This is a genomic window from Caballeronia sp. LZ043, from assembly GCF_031451075.1.
GTDB lineage: Bacteria > Pseudomonadota > Gammaproteobacteria > Burkholderiales > Burkholderiaceae > Caballeronia.
Genome location: NZ_JARUXT010000003.1, coordinates 202196 through 219263, shown reverse-complemented (window position 1 = coordinate 219263; position 17068 = coordinate 202196). Strand labels below are relative to the sequence as shown.

Below are 17068 nucleotides of genomic sequence, written 5' to 3'. Positions count from 1 at the left end.
CGATATCTCCCCTACAGTCCGAGACGGCTTCTGAGTCGCCGCACCGCGCTTTCCGGCGCAGCAAACACCGGCACGCGAACCGCCGCGCTGACCCGCTCCAGCGCGCGCGACGTCGAAAAATGCGCGAGCAACACGGCGTCGTAGCCTTCGAGCTTCGCGGCCTCAAGCGCCACGAGTTCGTTGTGCGCGTCCGCATCGCCGGCACGCAGACGCGTCATTGCATCAGCGACGACGAAGGTGTCCAGCGTCGCCTCCACGCCGAGCCGCGCGGCCTCCTCCGCGAACTCGGCCTGCATCGTCGGCAACGCGGGCGCGAACGTGGCGAGCATCGCGAACCGGCGTCCGCATGCGAGCGCATCCTGGAACATTGCGTCGTTCGGCTTGCAGACCGGCACCGGCAACGCGCGGTCCGCAGCCTCGATGGCCGGCCCGAACGCCGAACACGTCGCGAGGATTGCATCGGCGCCGGTAGCGTGGGCGTAGCACACCAGATCGACGAAGCGCTGCGCGAGCGCCGGCGTCAACTCCTCGGACTGCGCGCGGGCGATGGTCAGGCCGTCGTCGAGCAGGTTCGACAGGCGCGCTTCCGGCCACATCGAAGCGAACGCCCGCACGACCGGTTCGATCGCCACCGGCGTGGCATGCAGCAGGACAATGGACGGGTCGGGTCGCATGAGCGTTGCCTCAGACCGGGACGCCCGACGCCGCGCCGCGCCCGACCAGCGCGCTGATGCCGTCGATGATCGCCACGTGATCCTCCAGCGGCAGGCGGTCGATCGTCATCTGCAACTGCCCGAGACGGTCCACACGGCTGTCGTCGATGGCCTGTCCGACCTGCACCGCGGCCTCCAGCACCTGATGTTCGAAGGTGCCGTTGAAGTGCGTCAGCAGGCGCGTAGCGAGTTCGGGCCGCAAGCCCGCGATCGCGCCCAGCAGTCCATAGGCGCCCCAGTTGGCGACGCCCGACACGATCAGATAGTCCGCCGGGGTGCGCGCGGCGATCAGCGGCCCGTTCGGAATGTCCTGCTCGACGATCTCCTTCGGCAACACGCCCATGCCGATCTCGTTGCCGCCGTCGCCGATGCCGATGGTCTTCCACGGCGCGGTCCAGCCTTCATCGGTGAAGAGATAGTCGAGCGCGGCGGTGTCGTCGGAGATGTCCCATCCGTGCTCGCGATGCGCGCGTCCGTCCGAGCCGAGCGCGCAGCGTTCGATGGCGACCAGATGCGTGAGCGGATGCTCCGCCGCTTCGAGCCGCGCGCGGAGATCACGCACGGCCGAATCGTCGACCGCCACGACTTCCAGGCCCACCTTGCCCGGCAGCACTTTCGTCACGGCCCATGCGGCTTTGGCGCAGGGCGCGTCGGTGATGACCGTCACGCGAATGCCCGCTTCCACGAGACCCGCGGCCAGTTGCGCCATGCCGTTGAGCCCGTCGGTTTCCGGCGAGGGCGGCTCGGCATGGCGCACGAAGAATCCGCACACGATGCCGACATGCGGCGAGGCATGCGTTGCGATGGACTCGGCCGCGCGGGCGAGGTTGCCCCTGGCGAATGCCACGAGACGGCTGATGTCGCGCCGGACCTTTTGTCCGACGAGCGTTTCGATGCCTTCAATGGTTTCTGTCATGCGATGTCCCTGTTCTTCGAGTCGTGGAAGCGGCGTTCAAGCGCACCTCGAAGGCCGCTCCGAAGCACCGTTGGAGCAAACATAGCACGCTAATATACGTGGCGTATACTTTTCAAAATAACGTACTCCTGGCTCGCTCGAAGGCTTTCATGACGCGGATTCCGGGTCGATACGGAATTTCTATATACTTTCCGTATATGTAAATTCCGACGTTTGTCGCAGGAGAGCAGGTTCATGCCCAGAACACGTGCCGCAACGGCGAAGAGCGCGCGTAAGACCACCACGCGAAAGAAGGGTGAAGAGAAGGCGCAGGCTTTGCCGGAAGACGCCGTCGACGGCGCGGCGGGAGAAGCGTCGATGAGCCAGACCGATGCCGCGGTGAACGCCATCCGGTCCCGCATCATCGACTTGTCGATTCCGCCGGGCAGCCGTATCGACGAACCGATGCTGCTCAACGACTTCATGCTCGGCCGCACGCCCGCGCGGGAGGCGGTCAACCGGCTGGTGGCGGAAGGCTTCGTGAATATCCTGCCGAATCGCGGCGGGACCTTTGTGCGCAAGCTGGACTTCGAGGAGATCGGCGAGATTCTGGTCGCGCATCAACTGGCGGAGAACATCCTCGCGCAACTGATGCGGTTCGAACCGGGACTGGCCGACGACCTGTCAGCCATCCAGGCGCAGTATGTGAAGCAGGTGGAAGCGCGCGCGTTCCTCAACATCACCGCGCTGAACGAGCGCTTTCACATGCGGATGAATCAGGCCGTGCGCAACGGCTTCTTCTATGAGTTCGCGCAATCGACGCACCGTCATGTCAGGCGGCTGCTGGTGCATCTCTACAAGATGGAAGCCGAAGCGACGCCCGACGAACAGAACGCACAGTTCGATCTGAACCTGCGCGAACACGAGCAGATCATCGATATCGTGAAACGCAAGGATCGCGCGGCGCTGGTGCAGTATCTCCCTGCGCATGCGCGAGCGACGCAGGATCGCTTCCTGCATCTGCTTGAAAGCCGCAACGCGCCGCACTTCGAGCTGGATATGAAGACGCCCGATTAGCGATCGCCTCGTCAGGCGCCGGCAGCGGACGTTACTGCGCCGCTTCCGCCTGCGCGCGTTCGAGATCCGCGTGGGCGTCATCGACCTTTCTCTGACGCTCGGCGATTTTCTTCGCGCTCTTGCCGTCCGCTTTCGCCTCGCGCAAATCGCGCTCGCGTTCGGCCAGCTTCTGCTGAGCCTGCGTCACCTTGCGTTGTGCCTGGTCTTTGAGCAAGGCATCGGTGCAATTCGCGTTCATTTGCGCGAGCGCAGTTTCCAGTCCATCGACGCGCTGCTTGTTGCCATGCGCCTGGGCATAGGCAATCTCCTGCTCCAGTGAACGGCGCTTGGCGTCGCAGCCGCCTGCCTGCGCGTGGCACACCACAGGAAGGAGGGCGATGCCGAATGCAATGGCCTTGATGGTCGTGTTCACGAAAGGGCTCCAGTCAACGGGTTCGACTGATACTACGTCGAAACGCGGTTACGAGTCTGCTGTTCCACTGCGCCCTGCCGGCTCTCGATCACGCCGCGCGTGCGCTGTGAAATCCGCGCGGCCGCCTCCTTGACCGATTCGACGATGCGCTCCAGGTTCACGAACTCCAGACGCTGCGTGGGCACGATCACCGCAAGCGCGGCGACCGCCTCGCCCGAATCGTCCGTGAACAGCGGCGAGCCCACTGCCGACACGCCGGTCTCCAGCTCGTCCCTCGACAAATAGAAGCCTGCCCGGCGAATCTTGAGCAGCGCGCCGCGAAACGCGTCGAGCGAATCGCCGAGGCCGCTTTGCGCGATGTCTTCGGCGTAGTGCTCGAACAGCGCCGCGAGCTTGGCCTTGGGAAAGGTCGACAGGATGGCCTTCGACGCCGCGCCCAGGAACAGCGGGCGCGGACGCCCGCGGCCGTAGCGGAGATCCAGCGAGGCATCGTGCGTTTCCCGATGCGTGTCCACGAGTTCGTTCCCGTACCAGCGCGACATCACAATGTCGAAACCGGTGTGCTCGCTCAACTCGTGCATGACCGGCTGACCCGCCGCCAGCAGCGGATCCGACATGCGCAAGTGATAGTCGAGCTTGATGATGCGCGGACCCAGGCCATAGTCGCCTCCCGCGAACCGCACGAGCAGGCCTGCATCGACGAGCTCGCGGACATAGCGGTACGCGGTTGGAATCGAGCAATCGAGTTCCGCCCCGACGTCTTCCGCCGACAGAAACGGCCTGGCTTCCGAAAACAGTTCGAGGATGGATAAGAGTCTGGTGATGCTCGACATCTGGACAAGGGACCCCGTGGACGTGAATGGATTATAGCGAGCGCTGCCTTCGTCCCTGCCCCTGCGCGCCGCGCCTTCACACCAGTCCCATGCGCTTCGCCATCTCGGCCTGCCAGACACTGCGCGGACGAAAGCCCGGCAGCGTCTGTGCGTGACGCTCGACTTCCGCCATCAGTCCGGCATCCGGCAGGCTGAAGTCGACCGGCACGCGCATGGGCTGGTCGACATACCACGGCGTGTCGATGAACAACTCCAGGCGGTTGCCTTCGGGATCGCGCGCGTAGATCGACACCGCGTTTCCGTGCGTCACCGGATGAATGTCTTCGAGCGCTTCCTCCTTGAACCGGCGATGAAACCGCCTGAGCGTGGCGAGGCTGTCCGCCTCCAGCGAAATCTGGTTGATCGGATTGAACGCGAGATGCGCAGGCCGTCCGCTCGCGAGAACGATCTGGTGATGCACCGCCGGGTCGCGGCTCAGGAACACCAGCCGCACTTCGCCGTTCGGTGTCTGCAACGTGCCGCGATCGGTCACGGTGAACTCCAGCACGCGCGCATAAAAGTCTTCGAGACGTGCCAGATCATTCACGTAAAAGCCCATGTGGCTCAGTGAAAGTCCCGGCCGCTTCTGCTTGATCCCATCCATCTTCGTCTCCAGTAGTGATAAACCCTTAAGAAAAATCCGTTGTCTCGCTTGGTAAATCCAGTTTATTCTCAAAATACGATAACAGCACAAGTTTTTTCGACAAGCCCAGCAGCTTAGCCAACCTCTTTATCACTGGAGCATCAATGAAACTCGTCAGCTTCTCGACCTCGCAGGGTTCCTCGTTCGGCATCGTGCGGGACAAGGGCGTCTTCGATCTGGGCGCGCGTCTCGGCGGACGCTTCGCCGACCTCAAGGCGCTGCTTGCCGCCGACGCACTGAGCGAGGCGGCGCGCGCCGCGCAGGACGGTGCGCCTGACTACACGCTCTCCGACGTGAGCCTGCTGCCCGTCATTCCCAATCCGCAGCAAATCTTCTGCGTGGGCCTGAACTACGCCGAGCACGTGCGGGAAACGAATCGCGAGACCACCGAACAGCCGGTGATCTTCATGCGCCTGCCGGCCTCACAGGTTGGACACGGACAACCGATGCTCCGTCCGCCCGAGTCGCAGCAGTTCGACTACGAAGGCGAGATTGCAGTGATCATCGGACGCGGTGGACGGCGCATCGCCGCAGCGGACGCGTGGCATCACATCGCGGGCTATGCCTGCTACAACGACGGTTCGGTGCGCGACTGGCAGCGCCACACCACGCAATGGGGACCGGGCAAGAACTTCTACCGCACCGGCGCTTTCGGCCCGTGGATGGTCACGAGCGACGAGCTTGGCCCCGACACCTTGATGACGCTCGTCACCCGCCTGAACGGACAGGAAGTTCAGCGCGCGACCACCGACATGCTGATTCACGGCATCGCAAAACAGATTGCCTATCTCTCGACCTTCACGCCGCTCTTTCCCGGCGATGTGATCGTGACCGGCACGCCGGGCGGCGTCGGCGCGAAGCGGACTCCGCCGCTTTTCATGAAACCGGGCGATGTTGTGGAAGTGGAAGTGGACCGCATCGGCGTGCTGTCCAATCCGGTCGCGGACGAAGCGTAAATGCGCCCGGCGTCTCTTCAGGCGGAGTTGAACATGGCAGATCAAATCATCCCCACGCATACGTGCGAGTACGACGTCGCGATCATCGGCCTCGGACCGACCGGCGCCACGCTGGGCAACCTGCTCGCGCTCCAGGGTTTGCGGGTGCTCGTGCTGGAGCGCGACAAGGACATCTTCGGGCTGCCTCGCGCGCTGCATTTCGACGGTGAATGCATGCGCGTCTTCCAGACCCTCGGCATCGCCGATGCGCTGCTGCCCAATCTGTTCGTCGGTCCGGGCATGAAGTTCGTGAACGCGCAGGGCCGGTTGCTGATCGACTGGCAGCGTCCGACCTGCATCGGACCGCACGGCTGGTGCGCCAGCTACAAGTTTCATCAGCCCGAACTCGAAAACGCGCTGCGCGACCGTCTGGCGCGGCAGGCGAACGCCGACGTGCGCTTGCGTCACGAGGTCTTCGCGCTCGACGAAACCGCCGAAGGGATCCAGCTGCGCTTCGAGGACACGAGTTGCGGCAGGTTCGGCCGCGCCACTGCGCGTTATGTAGTGGGCTGCGACGGCGCACGTTCCATTGCGCGGCGCTTCATGGGCACCGAACTGACCGATCTGAAATCGCACGAACGCTGGGTCGTGGTGGACGTGATGCTCGACGCGCCCCGCCCCGATCTCGGCGACTACTCGATCCAGTATTGCGACCCGGCCCGCCCGTGCACCTACACGCGCGGTCCTGGCAACCGGCGTCGCTGGGAAATCATGGTGATGCCCGACGACGACCCCGCGCAGCTCTCTTCCTCCGACTGGCTGTGGGACAAACTGGCGCGCTGGGTCACGCCTGCCGATGCGCGGCTCGAACGCTCGGCGCTCTACACGTTCCATTCCGTCGTCGCTCGCGGCTGGCGACGCGGCGCCTTGCTTCTGGCAGGCGACGCGGCGCACCAGACGCCGCCCTTCATGGGACAGGGCATGGCCGCGGGCATTCGCGATGCATCGAATCTCGCGTGGAAACTCGGCGCCGTGCTGCGCGGCGAAGCATCCGAATCCCTGCTAGACACTTATGAATCGGAACGCTCGCCACATGTGCGCGAGTTCATCGAAACCGCCGTGCAACTCGGCGCCGTGATCCAGATGACGCATCCCGATCTGGCGAATGCCCGGGACCGCGACATGGCCGACGCCATCCGCCGTTTCGTCACGCCGCAACCGCAGCTTGGACCCGGCGCGTGGCAGGAGGACGCATCGGGCACTGCAGGGCACGTCGCGCCGCAGCCTCGCCTCGACGACGGCCGGCTGCTCGACGACACGGTCGGTTATCGCTTCGCGCTGGTCGCGCTGCCGGGCGTGCTCGCCGCCTGCCCGGATCTGCACGAACCGGCGGCGCAGGCGGACCTCGTGCTCGTCGAGAGCAACGCGGCTCCGGTGCGCGATTGGCTCGCAGCGACAGGCGCGGTCGCCGTGCTGCTGCGGCCCGACCGTTACGTGTTCGGCGTCGCACCGGACCTGCAGGCCGTGGACGGTCTGCTCGCCCGCGCTTTGCCGCGGTATCGCATGGAACACGCCTGAACGCATCGCGCATTTTGTGCACGTCGTGCATTGGACACAGAAGCCAGTCTTACGGAGAAATCATGGAGACAACCCGCAATCCCATCGGCGAGACCGGCGGCGCGCCCGCGCCGGGACTGTCGCGCGCGCAGTGGAAGATGATCCTCATCGCGAGCCTCGGCGGCTCGCTGGAGTTCTACGACTTCATTGTGTACGGATTCTTCGCCCATCACATCGCGGCGCAGTTCTTCCCGAACGCGTCCGCGCTGCTGAGCATGCTGGCCGCGTTTTCCGTGCTGGCGATCGGCTATGTGATCCGCCCGCTCGGCGGCATCGTGCTGAGCAGCTGGGGCGACCGCTTCGGCCGCCGCCCGGTGTTCATCGGCTCCATCATCGTGGTCACGACCGCGACCCTCTGCCTCGGGGTGTTGCCGAACTTCCAGAGCTGGGGCACCACGGCATCGATCGCGCTGATCGTGCTGCGCATGATCCAGGGCTTCTGCGTCGGCGGGGAAATGCCCGGCGCCATCACCTATGCGGTGGAGGCCGCGCCGCGACGGGCTGGTCTTGCCGCAGGCATCATCATCTGCGCCGTCAACGTGGGCGTGCTGCTCGCGACGATCGTCAATCTCGTCATCCAGACGGTGCTGTCGAGCGCAGATGCAGCAGCGTACGGCTGGCGCGTCGCGTTCCTGTTCGGCGGAGTGTGCGGGATCGCTTCGTGGTGGATGCGGCGCAATCTCGACGAATCACCCGAGTTCAGGAGAATGCATGGCGCCGTGAACCGGCAGCCGTTTCGCGAAACCTTGCGGCATCACGGCAAGGCGGTCACGGCCGCGGCGCTCACCATCGCGGTGATGGCCGGCGTCAACGGCATCCTGTACGGACACATGCCGGCCTATCTGGTGCAGCAGCTTCACTATGCGCCGAAGACCGCGGCGCTCGCGCAGAATGCCTATCTGATCGTCAGCTCGTTCGGGCTGCTCGCCGCCGGCTGGCTGGGAGACAAGGTGCCGCGCCGCCATCTCCTGCGTGCCTCGGCCGCGCTGCTTGTGCTCTTGAGCTATCCGTTCTATCAGGCGCTCGTCGGCCACACGGTCAACCTGATGGTGTTGTTCGTGCTCGCAGGCGTGGTGTTCTCGCTCGCCAGCGGAACCTGGGCGTCCGTGCTTGCCGACCAGTTTCCCACCCAGGTACGATTCAGCGGCATCGCGCTCTCGTATAACGCGTCGGTGCTCGTGTTCAGCGGCTTCGCGCCCTTGCTGGCGACCATGCTGATTCGCGAAACCGGCTCGCTCGCCGCGCCGGCTTACTTCGTGATCGGGGCCTGCGGCATCGCCTTGATCGCAAGCTTCGCACTGCCCGCCGGCCGCACGGCATCGCCCGGCGAATTGCCGACGCATCGGCTCGAAGGCGAGCCCATGCACTGACGCGTCGTCCGTGCGGCCATCAAAGGAAAACCGCTCCATGACAAGCAAACGTCTTCCCGCGTTCGACCGGACCGCCGCCAGCGAAACACAGCGCGCCGTTCTCGACGAGATCGAGAACGGTCCGCGCGGCAATCTGGATGGTCCTTTCCTGAGCTGGATCCACAGTCCGGCGCTGGCCAGCCACGCGCAGCGGCTCGGCGCATTCTGCCGTTATGAAACAGGGTTGCCGTTGCGGCTCTCGGAGCTGGCAATTCTGGAGGTGGCGGCGCATTGGCGCTCGCAAGCCGAGTGGCACATTCACCATCCGATCGCGCTGAAGGCCGGCCTGCCCGCCCACGTAGCCGAAGCGCTTCGCCAGGGAACGGCTCCGGCCTTCGACGATGACGACGATCGCCTGATCCACACCTTCGCAAGGGAATTGAACGAGACGCGCCGTGTGTCCGATGAGACCTACGAGCGGACCGTCGCGCGGTTCGACCATGTGACCGTGGTCAACCTGACCGGCTTGCTCGGTTACTACACGCTGGTCGCGATGACCTTGAACGTCTTTGAAAATCGCGCGCAAGGGCAGGTCGAACTGCCCTTTCCGGAATGAGCCCGTGCCGGGATCGTTCGGCAGCGGGCGGGCTACCCGTCAGGCGATCACTTCCTTCGACCACCCCGCGAACCACTTGCGGAACAGCTCATACTGCGTCTCGGCATAGCGGCGCTGGGCTTCGCTGAGCACATCGGTTTCGTTGAAGTGCAGCGTGTATTCCTTGTCGCCGTTGAGCACCATCAGATACTTGTAGTACAGCACCAGATCGGTTCCTTCGTCGAACGACGACAGCACGGCGAGCGCCGCCTCGAGTTCGCGCGCCTGGCGACGCGCGGTGACATCGCCCTTCGCCGCCTTGCCGCACAGGTCCACCAGCAGCAGCACTTCACGCGGCAGCGCGTTGCCGATACCGGTGATCGCGCCCGTGGCGCCGCAGTTGACGAAGCCATGGAAGACCTGCGTATCGACGCCTGCCATCAGCGTGACGGTTTCGTCCTGGCTGGTGATGTGCTCGGCGGCATAACGCATGTCCGCGGCGCCGCCGAATTCCTTGAAGCCGATCAGATTCGGGTACTTCGCGCGCAGTTCGAAGAACAGGTCAGCGCGCGTGGCGAAACCGTAGTACGGGCTGTTGTAGATCACGGCCGGAAGCGCGGGAGCTGCTTCGAGGATCGCGGAGAAATGCGCCTTCTGCGCAGCCGCCGATGCGCCGCGCGACAGCACGCGCGGAATCACCATCAGGCCGTGTGCGCCGACCTTGGCTGCGTGAGCCGCATGCGACACCGCTTCCTTCGAGTTCACCGCGCCCGTGCCGACGATGGTCGGCACACCGGCGGCCACGAGGCGCGCCACGCCTTCCTGGCGCTGCGCTTCGGTCAGGAGCGGCCAGTCGCCCATCGAGCCGCAGTAGACGACGGCATTCATGCCCAGGCCGACGAGCTCGCGCCCTTTAGCGACGAGTGCGTCGTAGTCGGGCGTGCGCTCGGCCGTGCACGGCGTCATGAGCGCCGGAATGGCACCCGTGAAAATGTTCTTGCTCATGTGCTTCCTCTGGACGTTGAATGATTCTGCATGGAGGGCGTGCCTGCGTGACGTTTCGGCGGCGGCTTCATGCCCTCGGCCATGATCTGAAGTATCGCCAATCAAAAGGCCTGCGGCTTGCGTGCATTCGCGCCACGAAAAGACGAAATCGGCACAGTGGCGCGTGGCCTTCGTGGCCCCTGGCGACGCTCGGCGGTGCGCGGCAGCGCGCGGTACTGACTCGGCGTGATGCCCACCGTCGCCTTGAACTGACGCGTGAAGGCGCTGTGGTCGTTATAGCCGCACTGCGTGGCGACGCCGGTGATGCTGTCGTCGCTGGCAAGCAGTCGCGACGCGGCATCGAGCCGGGTCTTCAGCAGCATCTGGCGCGGCGATTATGCCTTCGGTCATCGCACGCATCATGCTTCGAGCAAGGTCTCGATGCGCGCGGGCGAGAACGGCGGACGCTGTCCTTCCGGTCCCCAGCCGAAGCAGAACGCAGCGGCCTCGCCGCAGATCCGGCCCTGGCACGGACCCATGCCGCAGCGTGTCTGCAACTTCGCGTCCCGCCACGTCCGATACTGCGCCGCCTCGCCGAAGCGGACGTCCTCGCAACGGCACAGGATCGTGTCGGGAGCCGCGAGTGCGCGCAGTGACGGATCGAGCGCGAAGGCTTCGTGCAGGCGTCGAGCGAAACGCCGGTAGCGTGCGCGCTGACCGAACAGTGCTTGCGCGTGGTCGCGCTGATCGAGCGCCGCATGCGCCGCGATCCGGCCTTCGAGTGCGGCGAGCTCCATGCCGCCCACGCCCGTGCATTCGCCTGCCGCAAGGACATGCGGCACCGAGCTCGCCTGCCATTCGTCGACCTGCAAGGCAGTCGTGCCGTCCATCGTGGTCATCAGTTCGCAACCGAGCGCCAGTCCGGTCTGCGTGTTCGGCACCAGACCGTATGCGCACGCAAGCCGGTCGCATGCGATTCTTATGTCTTCATTGCCACGCCGAATGCGCGCGTGCGTGATGTGTGACTGGCCTTCCGCTTCAGCAACGTGAGCGCCGCAGTAATAAGGTGTCGCGCGCAGATCGAAGCGCATGCGCAACGCCTGGACGAGCTTCGCAGGCGTGCCTGCCAGCCCCATGGCGAAGCGTCTCACGTCACCCGGAGCGGCTTGCTCGACAATGGCCGCCACCTGCGCGCCCTGCTCCCGCGCGGTCACTGCCGCTGCCCAGAGCAACGGTCCGGTTCCGGCAATCACGATCCGCTCGCCCTGCACCGGCACGCCGCCCTTGATGAGTGCCTGCAATCCGCCCGCGCCCGTCACGCCCGGCAGCGTCCAGCCGGGATACGGCAGAAAGCGCTCGCGTGCGCCGGTAGCCACGATCAGCTTTTCATAGCCGATCCGGTAGCCGCTCGATGCATCCTCGACGAGAAGCTGTCGCTCGGGCAATCCCTGCACCACGCGAGTCCCGCCGAGATGCGTGACGTTGCCGGAGCGCGTGAGCGTATCGATGGCCGTTCGCGCCGCGCCCTTCGCGGGATGGTTCGGTCCCTGCCGCCAGATCTGGCCGCCGGGCAACGCATTGTCATCGACGAGCGCGATCTTCGCGCCCGCCTCGGCCGCTACACGTGCCGCCTGCAATCCCGCCGGCCCCGCGCCGACAACCAGAATGTCGTACTTCATTTCCGTGAGAGTCCCGTCTCGATCGACATGTCCTGTGCGCACACCGTCTGACAGGCGAGTCTGTGCCGCACGCCGTCGATCGTGACCCGGCATTCCTGGCATACGCCCATGCCGCACAGCGGACCCCGCGCCGCGCCGCTCACCGAGCGTCGCGTGACCGCATTCGCGCCGCCGGCCGCAAGCGCCACCGCCGCCGCGACCGAACTGCCGCGCGCGACGCTGACACGATGTCCGTCGATGAGCACCGCCAACTGCGTTTCAGACATGCGCGACTCCCTCGCTGACCCCTTGCACGGAACGCGTATCGCCGAAGCGCGACGGCAGGAAAGGCGTCGCATCGATCGCCACGTCTGCCTGCGCGCCCGTCATCTGCGCGGCAATCAGCTTCGCGGTCCCGAGCGCGGTCGTCACGCCGAGCCCTTCATGACCCGTCGCGAGCCACAGCGGCACGGTCTGCGCACCATCCGCCGGACCGATCAGCGGCAGACCGTCGCTTGTGGCGGGCCGGAAACCGGTCCACGCGCGGATCGCGTTGAGCGTCGCCAGTTGCGGCAGATACTCGCTTGCGCGCCGCAGCATGCGCGCCAGAATGGCCGGCTCGATGGCCGGATCGACGCTGTCGAACTGTCGCGACGAACCGATCAGCAACTGCCCGGTCGGACGCGGCTGCACATTGAACGCCACTGAGGTGCCCGTCGTGTTGTGCGCGCTCTTGATGTAGCCCAGTTCGAGAATCTGATGGCGGATGGTGCCGGGATAGCGGTCGGTGATGAGCAGATGCCCTTTCTTGGCCTGCATCGGCAGATCGGGCAGCAGTTCCGTGGCCTGCAGGCCGTTGGCAAGCAGCACTGCGCCCGCGCGAAGCTGTTCGCCATCGGCGAGCATCACGCCTTCGCCAGTAAGCCGCGCGACCTGCGCGCCAGTCCGGCAAGCAATGCTTCCATGCCCCGACGACGCGCCCATGTCCGATACATTGCCCAGCAGCCACGCGGCCGCCGAGGGCGCGTAGACCACGGCATCGTCGGGGACGATCATGCCGCCGCGCAAGCCGTCCCGCAAAAACGGCTCCGCGTCGCGCAACTGCCGTGCGTCGAGCATCTCGCACGCGATACCCTGACGCATCAACGCATCCCGGCGTTCCGCGGCGAGGTCGTATTCCTCGTCGTCGGCGGCCACCCAGACAGTGCCGCAACGCACGAACGCCTGACGCGCATCGAGGCGCGGCGCGAGATCGAGCCACAAGCGCCGCGACCACGAAGAGAGCGCAAACTCGGCCGGCGTATCGTCCATGACCACGACGTGGCCCATACCCGCCGCCGTCACGCCGCCGCCGATGCCCGCGCGATCCAGCACCAGCACATTCGCGCCCTGCAGCGCGAGTTCATGCGCGCACGCCGCCCCGACAATGCCCGCGCCCACCACGATCACATCCGGATGCCGAAGCCCCGACCCGGCACTCATGGTCATGTGCGGATGCCCCATGCGAACGGATCGTCGTTCGAGAAAATCAGCCGCGCTTCGGCGTTCACGTGCGCGGTGCCGCGAATGCTGGGCCGGATGAAGCCCGGCGCGAGCGTGTCGTCGCGCTCATGACTTGCCTCGAACACGCTGCCGACAATGCTCTCCTGCCGCCACGACACGCCCGGCGCGAGCAGCCCGTCCGCCGCGAGGCACGCGATCTTGGCGCTCGTGCCCGTGCCGCAGGGCGAACGGTCGTAGGCCTTGCCGGGACAGAGCACGAAATTGCGGCTGTCGATGCCGGGCGTGGGCGAATCCGCGAACAGTTCGATGTGGTCGATGACCGCTCCGTCTGCGCCCGTCACGCCGTTCGCTTCGAGCGCGGCACGGATGGCCCACGTGACGTCGGTGAGCGCTTCCACGCGTGCGTAATCGAGCGCCTGGCCATGATCGGCGACGAGGAAGAACCAGTTGCCGCCCCACGCGATGTCGCCATGCACGCGCCCGACGCCCGGCACATCGAGCGCCACGTCGGCCCGATAGCGATACGCGGGCACGTTGCGCACGGTCACGCTGGCGTCGTCGTGCAGTTCGGCTTCGACCACGCCCACCGGCGTCTCGATCCGGTGCATGCCCGGCGCGATCCTGCCGAGATGCGCGAGCGAGGCAATCAGGCCGATGGTCCCGTGACCGCACATGCCGAGATAGCCGACGTTGTTGAAGAAGATCACGCCCGCCGAACACGAGAGATCGTGCGGTTCGCACAGCAGCGCGCCGACCATCACGTCCGAGCCGCGCGGCTCGTTGACGACCGCTTCGCGCACGCGGTCGAAGTCGCGCTGGAAGATCGCGAGCCGTTCTGCGAGCGGCCCCCGGCCGAGATCGGGACCGCCGGAGAGCACGAGGCGCGTGGGTTCGCCGCCGGTATGCGAATCGACGATGTCGATATGAGAGAGTGTTTTCATGGCGAAAATCATAAGCAAGGGCCACTGCGCGGTCTTGGTCGAACACACCCGCGCCGATAACGATTTCGGCACAGCGGCGGCGGACCAGCGACGTCCTGGTCCCGATCTGCATGCGGCATGGACCAGCACATCGTCCTGCCGGCACCGCCAAGCGCGTGTACCATGCTTTGAGCTTCGGGATAACTCGCACGTGTGAACGGGAGACGATGCGATGCGCGTATTGCTCATCGACGATCACGCACTCTTCAGAGCCGGGCTCGCATTGCTCGTCACGGAGCGCTTTCCCGATGTGGAGCTGCTGCATGCCAGCACCCTGGCGCAAGGCATGCAGCTCGCGACGCAGGATCATCCGGACATCGTCTTCCTCGATCTCGAACTGCCTGACGGCCACGGCTGCGAGGGCCTCGTCCGCCTGAAGGACGCGCGGCCTGCCTTGCCCGTGGTCGTGATCTCCGCCGATGAACGCGTGGAGACGGTCAGCCGCTGCATCGAACTGCGCGCGATGGGTTATGTGCCGAAGTCGTCCTCGCCTTCGGCGCTGCATGCCGCGATCGGCGCCGTGCTTTCAGGGGGCGTGTTCCTGCCGGCTGTGAGCATCGCCGGCATGAGACGCGCGTTCGAAGCCGGTCAGGAGCCGGAGCCGCCAGTGCAGGAAGCACACGCGCCGTGGGACGCGCCAGGTTTCGGACTCACGCCCAGGGAATTCGAAACGCTTGCATGGCTCGTACGCGGTCTGCCGTCGAAGGCCATTGCCGCGAAGATGGGACTCGAAGACATCACGGTGCGCAAGTACATCAGCCACCTGCTGGCGCACTTCGACGTGCGGCGACGGACCGAACTCATCGTCATGATGGCCGACAAGGGCATCACGCTCGGCGTGCCGCCGGTCACGCATCCTTCGCCAGATCGACATTGACCCGCCGCCGGGCCGTGACGTATTCGCTGATCGACGCCAGCAGAGCCGCAGGCGCGGACGACTTGCGCAACAGCAGGAACGGTTGCGGGAAGTCCTGGAGGACGTGATCGGACAGCAGTTCGCCGGTGATGAACGCAACGGGGATCGTGCCCGTCCATGCGAAGTGCCGACGGATCCGCTGCGCCACGTCCGTGCCGGTGACGCCGTCGCGCAGGCGGATATCGGTCACGATGAGATCGGGGATGCGGGAGTCATCGGCGAGGATGGCTTCGAAGCCCGCCATCGATTCGGCCGCATCCACGCGTGCGCCCGCGCTCGACAGCAGACGCCGCAGACCTTCGAGCACGGCGGGTTCGTCGTCGCACAGCAGCACGTAGAGGCCGTCGAGATCGGGCGCGTTGGCTGGGATGGCCGTCTCGCTCGCGCACGCCGCGGGCTTCGCTTCGGATATTTTTGCGTAGAGCGAGAAGCGCGACCCGCGCCCTTCCACCGAGGCGAAGCTCATCTCATGTCCCGGCAGGATGCGGATTACACGCTGCACGATCGACAACCCCAGCCCCAGTCCCTTCGAGCGGTCGCGACCCGGATTGTTGATCTGGAAATACTCGGCAAAGATCGCCTCGCGATGCACCTGCGCGATGCCGATTCCCGTGTCGCGCACATCGATGCGCAGCCGGTCGCCGAGCCGTACCCAGCCGAGCACGACGCCGCCTGACTTCGTGTTCTTGATTGCGTTCGACACCAGATTCGACAGGGCGCGCTTGAACAGCAGGCGGTCGGTTTCGATGAAGGGCGGATGCTGCCGGCGCGCGCTGATTGCAAGGCCGATTCCCTGCAAACGCGCCGCCTCGCGGAATTGTTCGACCACTTCGGTCAGCAGGTCGTGCGTGCTGACAGGCGTCAGTCGCGGCACATACATCCCCAGCTCGCTGTAGTCCTGGATGTCCTTGAACATGCCGAGAATGTCGGAAGCTGTTTCCTCCACCACCGCGAGATCCCGCTCTGCCGCCTCTCCGTCCTTGATCCGGGCTCGCGCACTGCGTATGAAGAGATTGATTGCGGCGAGCGGCTGCTGGATGTCGTGATAGGCCGCTGAGAAGAACCGCTCCTTTTCCTTGAGCAACGCCTGCATGCGCTGATTCTGCTCGTTGACCGCGCGCGAGGCCGCTTCGACACGCGCCCGGGCCGCGCGCAGGTTACGCCGATAGATGAATTCGCGCCGTGCCGCGCGTTCGAGCGGAATGCTCACGATCACGCCGATCACATAAGTCATGACGATGACCACGCCGTGACCCAGCGCTGCCTCGGGATGCCAGCCGGGCTTCTCGTCGGGAGGCGCGAAAAGCAGCATCAGCAGATAGGCCGCGACACAGGTTCCTATGAGCCACGCTGCCGTGATCGCGCGAAGCCTGAAAGCCGTGAAGACCATGAACAGCGTAAGCGTCAGGATCGAATAGGCTTCACGCCACGGAAAGTTGCCGACATAGATCTCCAGCAAGCGCACGACGGAAAACCAGCTGCTGAATGTCCAGAGACTCAGCAAGCCGACAGCCCAGCGTTCGTCGAGTGCGCGCGGCGTCCAGAGCACGACGGGAATCAGCATGCCGATTGCGCCGCCTGTCCTCAACAGCAGGATTTCGGCATGGTGCAGATGCGCGGGATCGAGCACGTCGAGGCGTCGCGAATCGATGACGGAAAACAGAATCCACAACGCGGTAAAGATGGCAATGGCCAACAGACGCTGCGCAGAGAAACGGCGCGCATAGTCTTTCCTGAACGCCCGTTCCTGAGCCGCCGATCTGAACTTGCGCACCCCGAAACCTGACGATTTCATGACGATGCCCGGTCAGAAATTCCACTGTCCGCGAATGCTGCTGCATGCCGATCAAATCAGAATAGCAGCATGCGATTCGAAGGGACATATACACATGTAGCGATCCGAACGAGCTTTCCTGATT

At 65.2% G+C, this 17068-nt stretch carries 17 protein-coding genes and 1 pseudogene; 6 read left to right on the top strand and 12 right to left on the bottom strand.

All coding sequences use genetic code 11. The annotated features are described in order from the left end of the window. Positions 1 to 11 precede the first annotated feature (11 nt). Positions 12 to 674, bottom strand: a complete 663-nt coding sequence (locus tag QCE64_RS21265; protein ID WP_310006074.1) for an aspartate/glutamate racemase family protein — start codon at positions 672 to 674, stop codon at positions 12 to 14. Positions 675 to 684: 10 nt separating this feature from the next. Next, positions 685 to 1629: a glutamate cyclase domain-containing protein gene (locus QCE64_RS21260; protein ID WP_310006072.1), complete on the bottom strand. Its 945-nt coding sequence runs from the start codon at positions 1627 to 1629 to the stop codon at positions 685 to 687. Between the two features lie 234 nt (positions 1630 to 1863). Here QCE64_RS21260 and QCE64_RS21255 point away from each other — a divergent pair, with 234 nt between their 5' ends. Further along, positions 1864 to 2685 (top strand): GntR family transcriptional regulator, encoded by an 822-nt coding sequence (locus tag QCE64_RS21255; protein ID WP_310006070.1) that lies wholly within the window; start codon positions 1864 to 1866, stop codon positions 2683 to 2685. A gap of 31 nt (positions 2686 to 2716) precedes the next feature. Here the strand turns inward: QCE64_RS21255 and QCE64_RS21250 are convergent, their stop codons facing one another. From QCE64_RS21250 to QCE64_RS21240, 3 genes are all read right to left on the bottom strand, one after another. Further along, the gene (locus tag QCE64_RS21250; protein WP_309923277.1) at positions 2717 to 3097 is read right to left on the bottom strand and encodes a DUF1090 domain-containing protein; all 381 of its coding nucleotides are present in this window, start codon (positions 3095 to 3097) and stop codon (positions 2717 to 2719) included. 32 nt (positions 3098 to 3129) lie between these two features. Then, positions 3130 to 3930, bottom strand: a complete 801-nt coding sequence (locus QCE64_RS21245; protein ID WP_309933070.1) for an IclR family transcriptional regulator — start codon at positions 3928 to 3930, stop codon at positions 3130 to 3132. 76 nt (positions 3931 to 4006) lie between these two features. After that, positions 4007 to 4573, bottom strand: coding sequence for a VOC family protein (locus QCE64_RS21240; RefSeq protein ID WP_309923272.1), 567 nt, complete (start codon positions 4571 to 4573; stop codon positions 4007 to 4009). Between the two features lie 143 nt (positions 4574 to 4716). Here QCE64_RS21240 and QCE64_RS21235 point away from each other — a divergent pair, with 143 nt between their 5' ends. The 4 genes from QCE64_RS21235 (at position 4717) to QCE64_RS21220 (ending at position 9129) form a co-directional block, all read left to right on the top strand. Beyond that, positions 4717 to 5568: a fumarylacetoacetate hydrolase family protein gene (locus QCE64_RS21235; RefSeq protein ID WP_309923269.1), complete on the top strand. Its 852-nt coding sequence runs from the start codon at positions 4717 to 4719 to the stop codon at positions 5566 to 5568. A 33-nt stretch (positions 5569 to 5601) separates the two neighbouring features. After that, positions 5602 to 7125 (top strand): bifunctional 3-(3-hydroxy-phenyl)propionate/3-hydroxycinnamic acid hydroxylase, encoded by a 1524-nt coding sequence (locus QCE64_RS21230; protein WP_309933066.1) that lies wholly within the window; start codon positions 5602 to 5604, stop codon positions 7123 to 7125. Between the two features lie 62 nt (positions 7126 to 7187). Then, a complete protein-coding gene (locus QCE64_RS21225) occupies positions 7188 to 8534 on the top strand; it encodes an MFS transporter (protein ID WP_310006068.1) in 1347 nt (448 codons plus the stop codon). Between the two features lie 37 nt (positions 8535 to 8571). Further along, positions 8572 to 9129 carry a carboxymuconolactone decarboxylase family protein gene (locus QCE64_RS21220; RefSeq protein WP_310007323.1) on the top strand — a complete coding sequence of 186 codons (558 nt, stop codon included), beginning with the start codon at positions 8572 to 8574 and terminating at the stop codon, positions 9127 to 9129. A 39-nt stretch (positions 9130 to 9168) separates the two neighbouring features. Here QCE64_RS21220 and QCE64_RS21215 read toward each other — a convergent pair whose 3' ends face one another. From QCE64_RS21215 to QCE64_RS21190, 6 genes and pseudogenes are all read right to left on the bottom strand, one after another. Further along, complete coding sequence (locus QCE64_RS21215; RefSeq protein WP_310006066.1) at positions 9169 to 10113, bottom strand: dihydrodipicolinate synthase family protein; 945 nt, start codon at positions 10111 to 10113, stop codon at positions 9169 to 9171. Between the two features lie 101 nt (positions 10114 to 10214). Then, positions 10215 to 10487: pseudogene (locus tag QCE64_RS21210) on the bottom strand (helix-turn-helix domain-containing protein); the annotation flags it as partial. 24 nt (positions 10488 to 10511) lie between these two features. Then, positions 10512 to 11771 carry an FAD-dependent oxidoreductase gene (locus QCE64_RS21205; RefSeq protein WP_309933064.1) on the bottom strand — a complete coding sequence of 420 codons (1260 nt, stop codon included), beginning with the start codon at positions 11769 to 11771 and terminating at the stop codon, positions 10512 to 10514. Then, positions 11768 to 12037 (bottom strand): 2Fe-2S iron-sulfur cluster-binding protein, encoded by a 270-nt coding sequence (locus tag QCE64_RS21200; protein ID WP_309933062.1) that lies wholly within the window; start codon positions 12035 to 12037, stop codon positions 11768 to 11770. The genes QCE64_RS21205 and QCE64_RS21200 overlap by 4 nt, the downstream gene beginning before the upstream one ends. Continuing rightward, the gene (locus QCE64_RS21195) at positions 12030 to 13232 is read right to left on the bottom strand and encodes an FAD-dependent oxidoreductase (RefSeq protein WP_309934163.1); all 1203 of its coding nucleotides are present in this window, start codon (positions 13230 to 13232) and stop codon (positions 12030 to 12032) included. The genes QCE64_RS21200 and QCE64_RS21195 overlap by 8 nt, the downstream gene beginning before the upstream one ends. A 2-nt stretch (positions 13233 to 13234) precedes the next feature. Continuing rightward, on the bottom strand, positions 13235 to 14194 hold the full coding sequence (locus QCE64_RS21190) for a 4-hydroxyproline epimerase (protein ID WP_310006064.1): 960 nt from the start codon (positions 14192 to 14194) through the stop codon (positions 13235 to 13237). Between the two features lie 211 nt (positions 14195 to 14405). On the opposite strand from QCE64_RS21190, the gene QCE64_RS21185 reads away from it, so the two are divergent. Continuing rightward, on the top strand, positions 14406 to 15110 hold the full coding sequence (locus QCE64_RS21185; RefSeq protein ID WP_309923257.1) for a response regulator transcription factor: 705 nt from the start codon (positions 14406 to 14408) through the stop codon (positions 15108 to 15110). On the opposite strand, the gene QCE64_RS21180 is transcribed toward QCE64_RS21185, so the two are convergent. Further along, positions 15082 to 16944, bottom strand: a complete 1863-nt coding sequence (locus tag QCE64_RS21180; protein ID WP_309933059.1) for a hybrid sensor histidine kinase/response regulator — start codon at positions 16942 to 16944, stop codon at positions 15082 to 15084. The genes QCE64_RS21185 and QCE64_RS21180 overlap by 29 nt on opposite strands. Between the last annotated feature and the right edge of the window lie 124 nt (positions 16945 to 17068).